The organism is Variovorax sp. Varisp36 (assembly GCF_047304235.1).
Taxonomy (GTDB): domain Bacteria; phylum Pseudomonadota; class Gammaproteobacteria; order Burkholderiales; family Burkholderiaceae_C; genus Variovorax.
In genome coordinates this window covers 1-14,985 of sequence record NZ_JBGLYU010000017.1, presented here as the reverse complement: position 1 = coordinate 14,985, position 14,985 = coordinate 1, and the positions used below count along the sequence as shown (strand labels likewise).

At 67.3% G+C, this 14,985-nt stretch carries 15 protein-coding genes and 1 pseudogene; 9 read left to right on the top strand and 7 right to left on the bottom strand.

The genetic code is table 11. The features are described 5' to 3' along the window. Positions 1-26 precede the first annotated feature (26 nt). Entirely contained in the window at positions 27-1,850 is a 1,824-nt protein-coding gene (locus ACCD11_RS12510; RefSeq protein ID WP_413314091.1) for a BTAD domain-containing putative transcriptional regulator, read from the top strand. 120 nt (positions 1,851-1,970) lie between these two features. Here the strand turns inward: ACCD11_RS12510 and ACCD11_RS12505 are convergent, their stop codons facing one another. Both ACCD11_RS12505 and ACCD11_RS12500 read right to left on the bottom strand, forming a co-directional pair. Continuing rightward, a complete protein-coding gene (locus ACCD11_RS12505) occupies positions 1,971-2,612 on the bottom strand; it encodes a Mor transcription activator family protein (protein WP_413314090.1) in 642 nt (213 codons plus the stop codon). Further along, on the bottom strand, positions 2,600-2,854 hold the full coding sequence (locus tag ACCD11_RS12500; RefSeq protein ID WP_413314089.1) for a phage protein GemA/Gp16 family protein: 255 nt from the start codon (positions 2,852-2,854) through the stop codon (positions 2,600-2,602). The genes ACCD11_RS12505 and ACCD11_RS12500 overlap by 13 nt, the downstream gene beginning before the upstream one ends. 109 nt (positions 2,855-2,963) lie before the next feature. On the opposite strand from ACCD11_RS12500, the gene ACCD11_RS12495 reads away from it, so the two are divergent. Together ACCD11_RS12495 and ACCD11_RS12490 are read left to right on the top strand one after the other, a co-directional pair. Next, a complete protein-coding gene (locus ACCD11_RS12495) occupies positions 2,964-3,608 on the top strand; it encodes a hypothetical protein (RefSeq protein WP_413314088.1) in 645 nt (214 codons plus the stop codon). A 3-nt stretch (positions 3,609-3,611) separates the two neighbouring features. After that, positions 3,612-4,039: pseudogene (locus ACCD11_RS12490) on the top strand (DNA adenine methylase); the annotation flags it as partial. Here ACCD11_RS12490 and ACCD11_RS12485 read toward each other — a convergent pair. Further along, positions 4,000-5,487: an ATP-binding protein gene (locus tag ACCD11_RS12485; RefSeq protein ID WP_413314087.1), complete on the bottom strand. Its 1,488-nt coding sequence runs from the start codon at positions 5,485-5,487 to the stop codon at positions 4,000-4,002. The pseudogene ACCD11_RS12490 and the gene ACCD11_RS12485 sit on opposite strands and share 40 nt — an antisense overlap. Before the next feature lie 252 nt (positions 5,488-5,739). On the opposite strand from ACCD11_RS12485, the gene ACCD11_RS12480 reads away from it, so the two are divergent. The 6 genes from ACCD11_RS12480 to ACCD11_RS12455 all read left to right on the top strand — a co-directional run bounded on the left by ACCD11_RS12480 (position 5,740) and on the right by ACCD11_RS12455 (position 11,006). Continuing rightward, on the top strand, positions 5,740-6,795 hold the full coding sequence (locus ACCD11_RS12480; RefSeq protein WP_413314086.1) for a Fe(3+) ABC transporter substrate-binding protein: 1,056 nt from the start codon (positions 5,740-5,742) through the stop codon (positions 6,793-6,795). Between the two features lie 46 nt (positions 6,796-6,841). Continuing rightward, positions 6,842-8,521, top strand: coding sequence for an ABC transporter permease (locus ACCD11_RS12475; RefSeq protein WP_413314085.1), 1,680 nt, complete (start codon positions 6,842-6,844; stop codon positions 8,519-8,521). Next, positions 8,518-9,201: an ABC transporter ATP-binding protein gene (locus ACCD11_RS12470; protein ID WP_413314084.1), complete on the top strand. Its 684-nt coding sequence runs from the start codon at positions 8,518-8,520 to the stop codon at positions 9,199-9,201. The genes ACCD11_RS12475 and ACCD11_RS12470 overlap by 4 nt, the downstream gene beginning before the upstream one ends. A 105-nt stretch (positions 9,202-9,306) precedes the next feature. Beyond that, a complete protein-coding gene (locus ACCD11_RS12465; RefSeq protein ID WP_413314083.1) occupies positions 9,307-9,996 on the top strand; it encodes a glutathione S-transferase family protein in 690 nt (229 codons plus the stop codon). Positions 9,997-10,059: 63 nt separating this feature from the next. Next, positions 10,060-10,473, top strand: a complete 414-nt coding sequence (gloA, locus tag ACCD11_RS12460) for a lactoylglutathione lyase (protein WP_042672808.1) — start codon at positions 10,060-10,062, stop codon at positions 10,471-10,473. Beyond that, complete coding sequence (locus tag ACCD11_RS12455) at positions 10,473-11,006, top strand: DUF1697 domain-containing protein (RefSeq protein ID WP_413314082.1); 534 nt, start codon at positions 10,473-10,475, stop codon at positions 11,004-11,006. The genes gloA and ACCD11_RS12455 overlap by 1 nt, the downstream gene beginning before the upstream one ends. Here ACCD11_RS12455 and ACCD11_RS12450 read toward each other — a convergent pair whose 3' ends face one another. From ACCD11_RS12450 to ACCD11_RS12435, 4 genes are all read right to left on the bottom strand, one after another. Beyond that, on the bottom strand, positions 11,007-11,735 hold the full coding sequence (locus ACCD11_RS12450; RefSeq protein ID WP_007829491.1) for a haloacid dehalogenase type II: 729 nt from the start codon (positions 11,733-11,735) through the stop codon (positions 11,007-11,009). It abuts the gene before it with no gap. A gap of 2 nt (positions 11,736-11,737) precedes the next feature. Continuing rightward, positions 11,738-12,373: a bifunctional 4-hydroxy-2-oxoglutarate aldolase/2-dehydro-3-deoxy-phosphogluconate aldolase gene (gene eda, locus ACCD11_RS12445; protein WP_007829490.1), complete on the bottom strand. Its 636-nt coding sequence runs from the start codon at positions 12,371-12,373 to the stop codon at positions 11,738-11,740. A 160-nt stretch (positions 12,374-12,533) separates the two neighbouring features. Continuing rightward, positions 12,534-14,375: a phosphogluconate dehydratase gene (edd, locus tag ACCD11_RS12440; protein WP_007829489.1), complete on the bottom strand. Its 1,842-nt coding sequence runs from the start codon at positions 14,373-14,375 to the stop codon at positions 12,534-12,536. A gap of 201 nt (positions 14,376-14,576) precedes the next feature. After that, positions 14,577-14,985, bottom strand: a 409-nt coding sequence (locus ACCD11_RS12435) for an OmpA family protein (protein ID WP_413314081.1), incomplete at its 5' end; no start/stop codon positions are given.

The following is a 14,985-nucleotide window of genomic DNA, read 5'->3' as shown; positions in this document are numbered from 1 at the left end:
GTGCCTCGCTCTGCCACACTGCGGGCATGAGGCCCTTCGTCCAGCTTCTTGGCGTGCCGTGTGTGGTGAGCGCAGACGGCCCGGTCGCGCCCATCCGGGGCCACAAGGCCTGGGGACTGCTTGCCTATCTCGCGCTCCAACCGGGCGCTGTTGCGCGGCAGCGCCTGGCCGGATTGCTGTTCGAGGACGCCGAAGACCCGCTGGCTGCGCTGCGCTGGAACCTTCGCGAACTGCGTCGGGCCCTGGGCGACTGCACGCTGCGCGGAGATGCGATCGCCTTTCCGCACGAGCACGTCGCCGGCGTGGACGTTGCCGTGCTGACGCGGGGAGACTGGTCGGATGCGTTGTCGCTCCATGGGCTCGGATGCGAGCTGCTGGAGGGCCTGGGCTTTTCATCGAGCCCGTCGTTCGCAGCGTGGCTGCAGTCCGAGCGACGAAGGATGCAGGCCACGGCGGAAGCCGTGCTGCGCGAAGCCGCCTTGTCCCGCGTGGCGGACGGGGCGCCGGGCGCGGCCGTCGACCTGGCCTACCGGCTCGTCAGCCTGGACCCGTTGGACGAAAACGCGCATGTCCTGCTGGTGCGCTGCCTTGCGGCGGCGGGCGACGGGATGGGCGCGGCGCGGCAGGCGGCCGCCTGCCGGGAACTGTTCAGGCGCCAGCTCGGCGTCGCACCCGGGCCCGCGCTGGCGGATGCACTGCACACCGTGACGGCCACGCCGACAGCCCGGCCCGCCATTGGCCGCGCGGGTGCCCTGGCGCAGCTCGAGGCTGGCGAGGCCGCCATCGGCGCGGGCGTGCTCGAGGCCGGCCTGCAATGCCTGCGCCGAGCCATGGTCGACGCCGACGGCACCGGCGATCCCGCCCTGCGCGCGCGCGCGCGGGTCGCGCTGGGCGGCGCGCTGGTGCACGCGGCGCGCGGCCGCGACGAAGAGGGCGCCGCGGCCCTGCACGAGGCCTTGGCCATCGGCCGTGAAGCCGCGCCCGCACTGGCCGCCGCCGCATGTCGCGAACTGGGCTACGTCGAGTTCCTGCGAGGTCGCTATGAGCGCGCGCTGGCCTGGATGGCACGGGCAGAGCCATTGGCAGGCGACTCCCTTGCCGAGCGGGCCCGGATCGCCACGGTGAAGGGCTCCATCCTGAGCGACTCGGCCTATTACCCGGCCGCCATGGAAACGCTGCGGGACGCCGCAGCCTGGGCGTCGGAGGCGGGCGAGCCCAAACAGGTGATCTACGCCGAGTCCATGCTGGGTCGGGCCATGATCCTGCGCGGCGAATGGGAAGCAGCGAGGCCGATCGTCGACCGTGCCGTCGACCAGGCTGGCCGGCTGTGGGCCGCCTTCCTTCCCTGGCCCTTGTCCTTTCGCGCCGAAATAGATCTGAGCGACGGCCAACTGGAGCCGGCCGCTGAGCGCTTCGAGCACGCCTTCGCGCTGGGATGCCAGCTGGGCGATCCATGCTGGGAAGGCATTGCCGGCCGCGGCCTCGGACTGGTCGCGATGGCGCGCGGCGACGCTGTGCGCGCCGAGGAAATCCTGCTGGACACACTGATCCGCTGCACCCGCCCGCCGGACGCCTACCTGTGGGGCGAGGCCTATGTGCTCGAGGCGCTTTGCCGCCTTGGCGTGTCGCGGCGCACGTCGCCGATCCGCCGGCAGGTGGACGAGTTGATGGACATCGCCGCACGAACCGGCATGCGGGAACTCGTGGTGCGGGCCCACCTCCTTCGCGCCGCCCTCGGCGATCCGGATGGGGCGGTGGCCGCACGAACCCTGGCCACCGACATCGACAACCCGGCGCTCACCGCGTTGACGCTGAACGTCGATTCGCCTGCAGTAGGTGAACGGTATTGAGAAACGACAACCCAAAACGGCGAGATAAATCGGGATTTGCCGAGACTGGGCGGGATCGCTTGGGACGGGTCGTGTAACGACCTTACGCGGGTGGTAAAGCGCTCCCACAGCGCGAATCGCTCACTTTGAGCGGTCTTGCGGGGGCTCCAGCATGTCGAGCTGCTGCTCGTGCCGAGAAGATGCCAATTTGGCACGGACGCGCGTGATGAGGCGGCGCAGGCCGCTGTCGGTCATCTCGTACTTGCGCGAGAGTTCCGGGATGTCCGCCCCGGTGAAGGTGTCGAAGATCTCTAGCTCGATCTGGGCGAGCTTCCGCTGGAAGTCGCGGGGAATGTAGATCATCTGGCCGCCCCTGTGGTCTGCCACATGGTCGGCGACCGAGCTGGCGATGGTTGCCGCCACGGCGGGCGGCACTTCGTTCTCTGTCAATGCACGCTCCGCCGTGCCAGCCAGGTCGGCCAGCAGCTCGTTGCGAAGTTCGCTCATCCTAGAGTCGTTGCTCATCAGCGGCCTCCCAATGCCTCTTGCATGTCGGCGGCCATCGAGCGGCCGACGGCGGCCGAGAACGCCGTCCAGGTGGTCCAATGGGCGTCGAAGCCCGGGGCCTTGCAGTCGGCGCAGCGCCTCCTCTACGGCCTGTTCTTGCGCTCGATCGAGCCGGCCGGCAGCGCGCGCCCCGTGTACCTCGATCTGCAGCTGGTCGACGGCAGCGCGCAGGAATCGCATGGCCCATTTCTTCATGGTCTCGATCAGCTTGCGCATGGCCTGGCTGTCGGCCCAGAGTCTCGGACCACCTGCAGCTCGTGCAGGAACAGCCACAGCGCCCGGATCTTGCGAGCCTCGGGGCTGGTGTCCTGGCGACGGTCGGTGGCCTTGGAGCGCACCCTAAAACCGGCCTTCTTGGCCTGTTCCAAAACACGCATGAGCGCTGGAATGCCCATCTTCGCGGTCGAGTCCGCTCCTCCTGCGGTTTGCAGCATGGTCCGATAGGTCGGTTCGTCCATTCGGCCAGCGCGCTCTAAGTCAGCTTTATGAGCCGGAGTCGTTCTTGAGTCATGGCCGCTCTCCGAATAGGTCGCCGATACTCAGTGGAATCAAGTTCCTGGAGGGCGTATGGAGAGGAAAAAGGAATCTCAACCCGAGTGGGCGGAGGCAGTTGGAGCGATCTCTCTCGTTTGCATATTGGCGAGCCTCGCACTCATTGCTGCGGGTGGCTGGAATTGGTTTGCAAAGTTCCTCGAGACCAGCGCACCTGCTTGGGTTCAAGCGGTTGGAAGCGTCGGGGCAATCATCGCCACGGGCTGGGGCATCACTCGATCTCACCGACTCCAACAGGCGCAGAGAAAAAAAGATGTCGAAGAAGATTACATACAGCTGTTGGCAGTTGCTCACCTCCTCGTCGTGCAAGCGAAGTACGCGGCGGCACAGACCAAGGCATACGAAGCCCTTTCGTTTGGCAACAAGGACGTTGCCCGACGATCCACCCACGCCGATTTGAAAGCTCTGCTTGATGCCTATCGTCGTTTCGACGTCCATCGATTGCTGCGCTACGAGTACATACAGTCCTTCCTCGCAGGTGAAGCAGCCACGCGGCGCATGATTGCAGTCCTTGAAGCTCAACTCGACCCGAATGGCTTCTTCCACGGTAGAGGCGAGAAAGGACAGTCGGACCAGTTGGTGGAGGGCCTTCAAATTCATGCTGATCGCCTGGGAGACGCCATCCGCGCGCGGAAAGCCGACCAGCTCATTTCGAGTTGACGAGGCCAGACCTGGGGCACGGCCACCACCGCGCCAGCGATCAACCTGCTGCGCATCGAGGAGAACCTCAGCGCGGCCCATTTGCGCCTGGCCAGCGCGTACATCGAGCAGCTCGACTGGGCCACCTGCCTGAACCGCTACGACCGACCTCACACGCTGTTTTACATGGACCCGCCGTACTGGGAGACCGAGGGCTACGGCGTGCCCTTCGAGTAGAGCCAGTACGAGCTGATGCCTCCAAGCTGCGCCAGATCAAGGGCAAGGCCATCATCAGCTTGAACGACCACCCGGACATCAGGCGGTGCTTCGAGGACTTCGATATGGAGAGCCTGGCCATCGACTACACCGTGGGGGGCGGCGCCAACCGGGCCGAGCGCCAAGAACTGATTATTTACAGCTGGGACCGCGACTTGGAACCTGCGGGGCTCTTCCAGTCTCCCTTCGAAGCGGGCGGTCCTTCGGCCGCGGCCGCGGCTGCTGCGGCCGCTTCGGCTTGGCCGGTGAACTTCTGCCAGGCGGCCTTGTTTCCTGCCCGACCTGGGACTTGTTCGAGCTGCTTGCGGTCCCGGAGCCTGTAGAAAACTTCTTTCATAGTGTTTTCCGATCTGATGCCCGTGATCTCACGTCCAGTGCCATTGGAAATTTCCGCGTTCTTTTCGAGATAGTCCATGACAAGTTGCTCCGGGGAACCCAGACTTTCGTGACGCAATATCACCACCACGGAGTTATCGCGCTCTTCTATGAGCGGTTGCTTCAGGCGTAGCTTGTCCATTGCTTCGAAGGTCGTCCGGAGCCCTTCGCCTGAGTCCTTGTTCGGTGGATTTTTGAACTTGTTGATCAGTCGCACAAGCTTTGGGTTGCGTGCGAACTGAGTTTTCGTGATGGTAGGGACCGTCACGTGCCCAGGCAGCCGGCCAGGGCTTTCGATCTCCACGCGGTTATCGAAGATCCTGACTTGAACGTCGGCTGCGATGCTGTAGTCGCGGTGGAGGACAGCGTTAGTAAGGACTTCGTGTAGCGCCTCTTCGGGATATGCCACTGGCTCAAGTCCGTTTGGGCCGAGCTTTTTGATTTCCTCGATGAGTGCCTTGCACCGGTCAACCGCGTCATAGACTAGCGTGTAAATCGGTCCTTCGATGGAGATCGGGTCTCCCGCCAGGAAATCGCGTGCACCAGCTTCCTTGGTTTGGTAGCGGAGTATCTTGATGGCCGAGCGCTTCGGAAGAATCGCTTGCGGCAGATCGCAATAGAGCAGCACCCCGGTGACCGTGGGACGTCCATCTACCAACACTCTTTGCTTTGCTACCCACTCGCTCGGTTCCGTGGAGGGAATGGTCTCCAAGGCGAACTCCAAGATGACAAGCGAGTTCGTTACGTCTTCGGCGGTCGCGTCGGTCAGCTCATCTTCGAAGGTGCGAATGCCCTTGTCATATTGCAGCCGCTCAACAGCATCATCTCCCTCAACGGGGAGGTTTTGAGCGCCGCGCCGGACGTAGATCTTGCCGTTTGACGCTCTGAGAATCTCGGCGGTTTTGAACAGGGTCAGATGAAGAACCAGTCCCGGTGCACCCTCACTGCTTAAGAACTCAGCCTCGTAATGGTTCGCCAGCGGGCGCATTGCCTCAAGGACCTGAATATGGGCATTAGCTCCCTCTTGGTCCGTAAAGCCACCCCAAAGACGAGTTTTGCCCTCTGTCCGCTCAACCTCATCGACGCCGACGAAGATCTCGCCGCCGCTGGTATTGCACAGCGCCGACACAGTTTTTGTCATGCTCGCAGGTGAGATGGCACAACCCTTGAGATCAATGAAGTGGGATTCGCCGATCTCTAGCAACGCGGCGCGTTGCTCTTCCGAGAGTGTTCGAACTTGGATGGGCACACAGCACCTCACACGATTGAGCCGCAGCGGATTGCTGCTGATGCAATTATGTTTCTTCGGCTGTAACAAGCACGCTTGGGACTTATCGCAGGATCAGATCCCTACTTATCGCGGCGCGCTTCAAGTAGGCCTTCAGCTCGTAAGTCCAAACGGCTCATCCCCTCTTCGTCAGTGATAATTGTTCGCATTGGCGCCGCACGCCGTGCCGCCGATGCTTTCACAAGAACACTTCACCGTCCTGGAGGATTTTTCATGACCGAACGCTCTGGCGCTCAAGTCCGCGCCGCGCGCGCATTGATCGGCGCCACTACCGCCTGGCTCGCCCTCACCGCCCTGCCCGCCCACGCTGCGAATGACGAACTCACGCTCTACACGACGCGCGAGCCCGCGCTGATCCAGCCGCTGATTTCTGCCTTCAGCGCGCAGAGCAACGTCAAGGTCAACACCGTGTTCGTGAAGGACGGCCTGCTGGAGCGCGTCAAGGCCGAAGGCGCCCGCTCGCCGGCCGACGTGCTGATGACCGTGGACATCGGCGCGCTGATTGACCTCGTCGACGGCGGCGTGACGCAGCCCGTGAAATCGCCCGCGCTCGAATCGGCCATTCCGGCCAACCTGCGCGGCGCCGACGGCCAGTGGTTCTCGCTCTCGCTGCGCGCGCGCGTGCTCTATGCCGACAAGGCCCTGCCGCTCGCAAGCTTCCGCTACGAAGACCTCGCCAGCCCGAAATACAAGGGCAAGGTCTGCATCCGCGCCGGCCAGCACCCCTACAACACCGCGCTGGTCGCCGCGCTGATCGCGCACGACGGCGAAGCCAAGGCCGAGCAGTGGCTGCGCGGCGTCAAGGCCAACCTGGCGCGCAAGGCCACGGGCGGCGACCGCGACGTGGCGCGCGACATCCTCGGCGGCATCTGCGACGTGGGCCTGGCCAACTCGTACTACGTCGGCCAGATGAAGAGTTCCAAGGAAGGCACCGACGCGCGCAAGTGGGGCGACGCCATCAAGGTGGTGCGCCCGACCTTCGCCAAGAGCGGCGGCACGCACGTCAACATCAGCGGCGCGGCCGTGGCGAAGAACGCGCCGCAGCGCGCCAACGCGGTCAAGCTGCTCGAGTTCCTGGTGTCGGAGCCGGCGCAGGCGCTGTATGCGCAGACCAACTACGAGTACCCGGTGCGCAAGGGCGTCGCGCTCGACCCGATCATCGCGTCGAGCATCGGCGAGCTGAAGGCCGACCCGCTGCCCGTGGCCGAGATCGCCAAGTACCGCAAGCAGGCCAGCGCGCTGGTCGACAAGGTCGGCTTCGACCAGTGACGCAAGCGGCCGGGCACGCCTTCCCGGTGCCTGAGGAAGCATGCGAATGACACGACGCCAGCTCCCGGGCCTGCACGCCGCAGGTCCGGTCTGGCGTCTTGCCTCGTTCGCCATCGCCGTCGGCGTGCTCGCACCGGTGCTCACGCTGGTGTGGCTCGCCTTCGGCTCGGGCCTCGGGCACTGGGGGCCGCTGTTTGCGAACGTGCTGCCGCAGGCGGCGCTCAACACGGCCATGCTGCTCACGGGCGTGGGCGTGCTGGTGCTGGTGATCGGCACCGGCTGCGCGTGGCTGGTGACGGCGCATGACTTCCCGGGGCGCGGCGTGCTGCACTGGGCGCTGCTGCTGCCGCTGGCGATGCCAACCTACATCGTCGCCTTCGCGTACCTCGACCTGCTGCACCCCATCGGCCCCGTGCAGGGCGCGATCCGCTGGATGCTGGGCTTCGACAGCCCGCGCCAGTTCCGCCTGCCCGACCTGCGCTCGATGCCCGGTGCGATCTTCGTGCTGGGCTTCGTGCTCTATCCGTACGTCTACATGACGGCGCGCGCGATGTTCATGACACAGCCGGCGCACCTGATGGAAGCGGCGCGCACGCTCGGCGAGAGCCGGCGCGGCGCGTTCTTCCGCGTGGCGCTGCCGCTGGCGCGGCCGGCGCTGGCCGTGGGGCTGAGCCTCGCGCTGCTCGAAACGCTCAACGACATCGGCGCCTCGGAGTTCCTCGGCGTGAACACGTTGACGGTGGCGGTCTACACGACGTGGATCACGCGCTCCGACCTCGCAGGGGCTGCGCAGATCGCGTGCGCGATGCTGTTCGTGGTGGTGGCGCTGGTCTGGCTCGAACGCAATGGCCGGCAGCACCAGCGCTTCGGCTCGGCGCAGCGCATGCGCGCGGTGCAGCCGCGGCGGCTGCACGGTGGTGCGGCGTGGGCCGCCAGCGCGGCGGCGGCGCTGCCGGTGCTGATCGGCTTCGTGGCCCCTGCGTTCTACCTCGTGCGGGAAAGCTTCAAGCGGCTGCATCAGGGCGGCGGCATTTCCCAAGGCCTGGTCGCGAGCCTCGGCAACACGCTGGCGCTGGCTTCGGGTGTCACCGCGGCCGCAGTCGCGGCGGGGCTGGTCGTCGCCTGGGCCTCGCGCAGCCAGGGCGCGGGCCTCGCCAACCGCGCGCGATGGCAGGCGCGTGCGGCGACGCTGGGCTACGCGGTGCCGGGCACAGTGCTGGCCATCGGCCTGCTCACGCCGGCGCTGGCCTTCGACAGCGCGCTCGCCACGGCATTCGGATGGCAGGGCCTGCCACTCATGGGCGCGGGCATCGTGCTGGTCGTGGCCTGCGCGATCCGCTTTCTCGCGATGCCGGTCGGCGGCATCGAGGCCGGCCTCGCGCGCATTCCGCCTGCCATCGAACAGGCTTCGCGCCTGCTCGGCGAAACCACCGGCGGGACGCTGCGCCGCGTGCACCTGCCGCTGCTGCGCCCCGCCATCGCCACGGGCGCGCTGCTGGTGTTCGTCGATGCGATGAAGGAACTGCCGGCCACGCTGCTGCTGCGGCCCGCCAATTTCGACACCCTCGCCACCTGGCTGTATGCCGAGGCCGCGCGCGGCACGTATGAAGAAGGCGCGATTGCCGCGCTCGCCATCGTGCTGGCCGGCCTGCTGCCCGTCCTGCTGCTCGCGCGCAACCAGCTGGGCGCGCCTTCGGCCGCACCCGGCCCCGACCAGACACCATGAGTTCCCCCCTGCACCTCGATGCGATCCAGCTCGCATACGACACACCGCGCGGCCCACACACGGTCGTCGACGGCTTCTCGCTGGCATTGGACGCCGGCGAAATCGGCTGCCTGTTCGGCCCTTCGGGCTGCGGCAAGACGACGGTGCTGCGTGCCATCGCAGGCTTCGAGCCCGTGCGCGCCGGCACGGTCCGGCTCGGCGACGTGCTGCTCTCGTCCGCGCAGAAGCACCTGCCGCCCGAGCAGCGGCACGTGGGCATGATGTTCCAGGAGTACGCGCTGTTCCCGCACCTGTCGGCGGCGAAGAACGTGGCCTTCGGCCTGCGCCGGCTCGGCCGCACGGCGCAGCAATCGCGCGTGGCGGAAATGCTGGCGCTGGTCGGCCTCGCCAACGCGGGCGAACGCTATCCGCACCAACTCTCCGGCGGCCAGCAGCAACGCGTCGCACTGGCCCGCGCGCTCGCGCCCTCGCCCGCCCTGCTGCTGCTCGACGAACCGTTCTCCAACCTCGACGGCGGCACGCGCGAGCGGCTGGCTGCGGAGGTCCGCGGCATCCTCAAGCAGGCCGGCCAGACCGCCATCCTCGTCACGCACAACGAGGCCGAGGCGCACGCCATGGCCGACCGCATCGGCGTGATGCACGGCGGGCGCATCACGCACTGGCTCGACGCAGCGGCGTAGCACACGAGGCCCATTTTCCGAATGGGCTTTCCGGGAAAAGGTTGTTCCGGTCCGCAAGAATCGCGGCCTTCCAGACACATCCATCACCCAGGAACGGAAAGCCCCATGACGCAAGCTCTCACCCTCGTCAGCCACCTGCTGTGCCCGTACGTCCAGCGCGCCGCGATCGCGCTGCATGAAAAGGGCGTGCCCTTCGAGCGCGTCGTCATCGACCTCGCGAACAAGCCCCAGTGGTTTCTCGACATCTCGCCGCTCGGCAAGGTACCGCTGCTGAAGGTGCGGCGGCCCGACGGCAGCGAGGCCGTGCTGTTCGAGAGCAACGTGATCTGCGAGTACCTCGAGGAGACACAGCCCGGCGCCCGCCTGCACCCCGAAGACCCGCTCCAGCGCGCCGAACATCGCGCGTGGATGGAGTTCGGCTCGGCCATCCTCGGCGACCTCTGGGGTTACGAGACCACGCAGGACGCGGCCGTGTTCGAGCAGAAGCGGCTGGCGCTCGTCGCCAGGTTCGAGCGCGTGGAAGCTGCGCTGGCAGCCACGGGAGAAGGTCCCTATTTCGCCGGCCAGAACTTCAGCCTCGTCGACGCGGTCTTCGCACCGGTGTTCCGCTACTTCGAGGTGTTCGACGCGATCAGCGACTCGCATGTCTTCAACGCACTGCCCAGGGTCAAGGCCTGGCGCAAGGCGCTGGCGGCCCGCCCTAGCGTGCGCGATGCGGTGGTGCCTGAATATCCCGGGCACCTGATGGAATTCCTGAAGCGCCACCAGGCCCACCTGCTGACACTGGCGGCTTGATCGCCGCGGCGGGAGGCAGACAATAGCGGCCTCCCTTTCTTCACGCCCAACGGCCCCCACGAGATGCGACTCCTCCACACCATGCTGCGCGTCGGCAACCTCCAGCGCTCCATCGACTTCTACACCAAGGTGCTCGGCATGAACCTGCTGCGCACCTCGGAGAACCCCGAGTACAAGTACAGCCTCGCTTTCATCGGCTACGGCAAGGGCAACCCCGAGCAGGCCGAGATCGAGCTCACCTACAACTGGGGCACCGAGAGCTACGAACTGGGCACCGCCTACGGCCATATCGCGCTGGGCGTGCCCGACGCGTACGCGGCCTGCGAGAAGATCAAGGCCGCGGGCGGCAACGTGACGCGCGAGGCCGGGCCGGTCAAGGGCGGCACCACCGTGATCGCGTTCGTGACGGACCCCGACGGCTACAAGATCGAGCTGATCCAGCGTGACGAAGGCGCCGCCGGCGGCGGCCTGCGCTGATGACCCGCCGCGTTGCCCTGCTGCGTGGCGTGAACGTCAACGGCATCGCGATCAAGAGCGCCGACCTGAAGGCGCTGTTCGCGGAAGAACTCGGCTTCGGCGCGGTGCGCACCGTGCTCGCCAGCGGCAACGTGCTGTTCGACACCGACGAGCGCGATGCCACCGCATTGCGCAAGCGCATCGAGCAGGCGCTGCGCAAGCGATTCGGCTACGAGGCGTGGATCGTGCTGCTCACCCAGAAGCAGGTGGCCGACGTGGCCAAGGCCTATCCCTTCGAGCGCATCGACGACGAGCGGCATCCCTACATCGTGTTCGGCTCGGACACCGCGATGCTCGACGAGATCGTGGAGAAGGCCGGCACCGTCGATGCCGACGTCGAACAGCTGGAGCCCGGCAAGGGCGTGCTGTACTGGCAATGCCCGCGCGGCGAGAGCCTCGATACGCCGGTGGCCAAGCTGCTGGCCAAGACGCGCTACAAGTCGAGCACCACCACGCGCAACCTGCGTACGGTGGAGAAGCTGCTCACCGGCTGATCAGCAGCCCAGCAGGTCGGCCAGCGCCTCGATGTCGCGCGCATGCAGGTTGTTGTCCGGCTGCGGCGACACGTCCTTCGGCTTGGCGCGGCCGAATTCATGCGGGCGCTCGATGTAGGCCGTCTTCAGGCCGCACACGCGCGCGGCGGCCAGGTCGTCGTGGTGCGCGGCGGCCAGCATCACCTGGCCCGGCGTTGCATCGAACACACCCGCCACGCCGAGGTAGGTGCGCGGGTCGGGCTTGTAGGCCTTGAACACCTCGGCCGACAGCACGCAGTCCCAGGGCAGGCCCGCACGCTTCGCCATCTCGGTGAGCAGGCCGATGTTCCCGTTCGACAGCGTGCAGATGGTGAACTTCTTCTTGAGCCGCGTGAGACCCGGCACCGAATCGGGCCAGGCCGGCAGGCGGTGCCAGGCGCGGCTCAGGTCGCGCCTGGCGGCCGTGTCGAGGCGCTCGGACAGGCCGAAATCGCGCAGCACCTGTTCGAGCATGCTCAGGTGCAGCTCGTCGAGCAGCGTGAAGCCGCCCTCGCCCGCGGCAATGCGCTCCATCACGGCCTTCATCGCGGGCTGGTAGCCCGCGCGCCACGCCAGCGCGAAGGCCGCGCCGTCCACGCCCGGCAATGCGCGCTCGACCTCGGCGGCAATGCCGCTGTGCCAGTCGACCACCGTGCCGAAGACGTCGAACGCGATGACCTTCAGGTCGCCCGCGTCGAAATCGGCGCGCATGATCAGCGCGGCAGCTGGCTCGCGGCGCGTGCCAGCTGCTCGATGCGGGCCCAGTCGCCTTCGCGGATCGCGTCGGTCGGCACGATCCACGAACCGCCCACGCAGGCCACGTTCGACAGCGCGAGGAACTCGGCCGCGTTGCCCGCCTGGATGCCGCCCGTCGGGCAGAAGGTGACGTCGCCGAACGGACCCTGCCAGGCCTTGAGCATCGGCAGCCCGCCGGCCTGCAGCGCGGGGAAGAACTTGAGTTGGGTGTAGCCGTCTTCCTGCGCCATCATGATCTCGCTGCCGGTGGCCACGCCGGGCAGCAGCGGCAGGCCGAGGTCGTGGCAGGCCTTGCCGACCGCACGCGTGTAGCCCGGGCTCACGCCGAACTTCGCGCCGGCCAGCGCCGAGGCCTGGGCATCGGCCGCGCTGCGGATGGTGCCGGCGCCGGCCACGGCCTCGGGAACGTCCCTGGCGATGGCTTCGATGCACTGCAGCGCCTGCGGCGTGCGCAGCGTGACTTCGAGCATGCGGATGCCGCCAGCCACCAGTGCGCGAGCGAGAGGGACGGCGTCTTTCACGTCGTTCAGCACGATGACCGGAATGACCGGCGCATCGCGCATGACTTCGAGGGCGGTGAGTTTCTTTGTCATTTCATAGCTCCATTACTTCAAGCACATCCGCGATCCTGAAAATCGCGGTGCTCAATTCCAGAAACACCGCGGAACCGGCTTTTGCCGGGCCACCGGTGTTGTCCCCGGAAGGGGGAAGGCGAAGCGGCACGAAGCACGCGCAGCCTGGGGGCGAGCCCGATTACAGCCATGAGCAGGCTCCTTCTTCGGCAGTGAGTGCATTGCGGCGCATGCCGGCGAACAGTTCGCGGCCGAGGCCGTGTCCATCGGCGATGCGCTGCGCTTCGGGCAGCGTCGCGGTTTCGCGCGCGGCCCATTCGTCTTCGGGCAGCAGCACGGCCAGCGTACCCGCTACCGCATCGAGGCGGATCAGGTCGCCGTCGCGCACCTTGGCGAGCGGGCCGCCCGCAGCCGCTTCGGGCGAGACGTGGATGGCGGCCGGTATCTTGCCCGACGCGCCGCTCATGCGGCCGTCGGTGACCAGCGCCACGCGGAATCCCTTGCCCTGCAGCACCGACAGCGGCGGCGTGAGCTTGTGCAGCTCGGGCATGCCGTTGGCCTGCGGGCCCTGCCAGCGCACCACGCAGACCACGTCGCGCTCGAGTTCGCCAGCGGTGAAGGCCTTGTGCAGCGCGGCCTGCGAGTCGAACACGCGCGCGGGCGCTTCGATGACATGGCGGTCGTCGGGCACCGAGGACACCTTGATGACGCTGCGCCCGAGGTTGCCGCCCAGCAGCTTGAGGCCGCCGGTGGCACTGAACGGATTCGCGACCGTGCGTGTGATCGCTTCGTTCTTCAGCGGCGCCGCGGGACTCCATTGCAGGCGCTGTTCGGCGCCATCGCCCGCCAGCGCCGGGATGTTCGCGTATTCGCGGATGCCCCCCGCGCGCACCGTCAGCACGTCGGCATGCATGAGGCCGGCGTCGACCAGTTCGCCGATCACGAGGCCGGGACCGCCCGCGGCCTGGAACTCGTTCACGTCGGCGCTGCCGTTGGGATACACGCGGCTCAGCAGCGGCACCACATCGGAGAGCTTCGAGAAGTCGTCCCAGTCGATCACGATGCCGGCGGCACGCGCCACGGCCACCCAGTGGATCAGGTGGTTGGTGGAGCCGCCCGTGGCCAGCAGCGCGACCATGGCGTTGACGATGCAGCGCTCGTCAACCATCTCGCCGATGGGCGGGCACTGGAAGGAAATGTCGCTCGCCTTGCCCAGCACGGTGCGCACCGCTTCGCGCGTGAGCGTTTCGCGCATCGCGTCGCCGGGCTGGATGAAGGCAGTGCCGGGCACGTGCAGGCCCATGGCCTCGAGCAGCATCTGGTTGCTGTTGGCGGTGCCGTAGAAGGTGCAGGTGCCCATCGTGTGATAGGCCGCCATCTCGGCGTCGAGCAGGCCCTGGCGGCCCACGAGGCCTTGCGCCGCCTGCTCGCGCACCTTCGATTTGGCATTGTTCGACAGGCCCGAGGGCATCGGGCCGGCGGGCACGAACACGGTCGGCAGGTGGCCGAAGTGCAGCGCGCCGATCAGCAGGCCCGGCACGATCTTGTCGCACACGCCGAGCAGCAGCGCGCTGTCGAACATGTCGTGCGTGAGCGCGACGGCCGTGCTCATGGCGATCAGGTCGCGGCTGAACAGGCTCAGTTCCATGCCGGGCGTGCCCTGCGTGACGCCGTCGCACATGGCGGGCACACCGCCGGCCACCTGCGCGGTGGCGCCGAGTCGGCGGGCCTCGTGCTTGATGATGTCGGGGTAGCCCTGGTACGGCGCGTGGGCCGAGAGCATGTCGTTGTAGGCGGTGACGATGCCGATGTTGGGCGCGCGCTCGGCCACCACGCGGAACTTGTCGTTCGCCGGGATGCCGGCCACGGCGTGCGCCACGTTGGCGCAGCCCATGCGGTCTGAGCCGCGGTCGCGGTCGCGGATTTCGGCGAGGCGGGAGAGGTACGCGCTGCGCAGCCCCTTGCTGCGCTCGCGGATGCGATCGGTGACGTCGCGGACGATGGGGTGTGTGCTGCTGCTCATGGGGTCGGTGGCTCTTGCTGCGTGCCGCCAGGGCGGCTGTGGGCCTGGAGACCCATGGTAACAAGCCGGGCACGAAAGCCCGATGAAATCCGGGTGCCCGCCAATACGAATTCACTCATCCGCGCCCCTGCAGGGAAGCACCCGTGAAAAAGCCCGGCGTCACCGGGCTTCTTCTGCTCTTGCAGCCGATGCGCGCGGCGCTCAGTCCACCAGCTTCACCTCGACGCGGCGCGCCTCGGCATCGTTGCCCGAGCCGGCCGTCACGGCGGGCCTCTGCAGGTCGACCTTGGCCGCCGGCACGCCCAGGCCCACGAGCACGTCGCGCACCATCTCGGCGCGCTTCTTCGCGAGCTGTTCGTTGATGGCGGCGTCGCCGGTGGTGTCGTGGAAGCCCGAGACCACCGCCTTGCGGCCGCTCTCGACGCCTTTGATGACCGCGGCCAGCGCCTCGGCGGCGCCGGGTGCGAGGTCGGCGCTGCCGGTCGCGAAGTAGAAGTTCACCACGCCGTCGACCACGCGGATGCTTGCGCCGTCGGGGATCGTGACCGTCACGGTCTCGGTGACCTCGGCCACCTTGGTGGGGGGGGGGGGGGGGCGGGGCCGCCGCCCC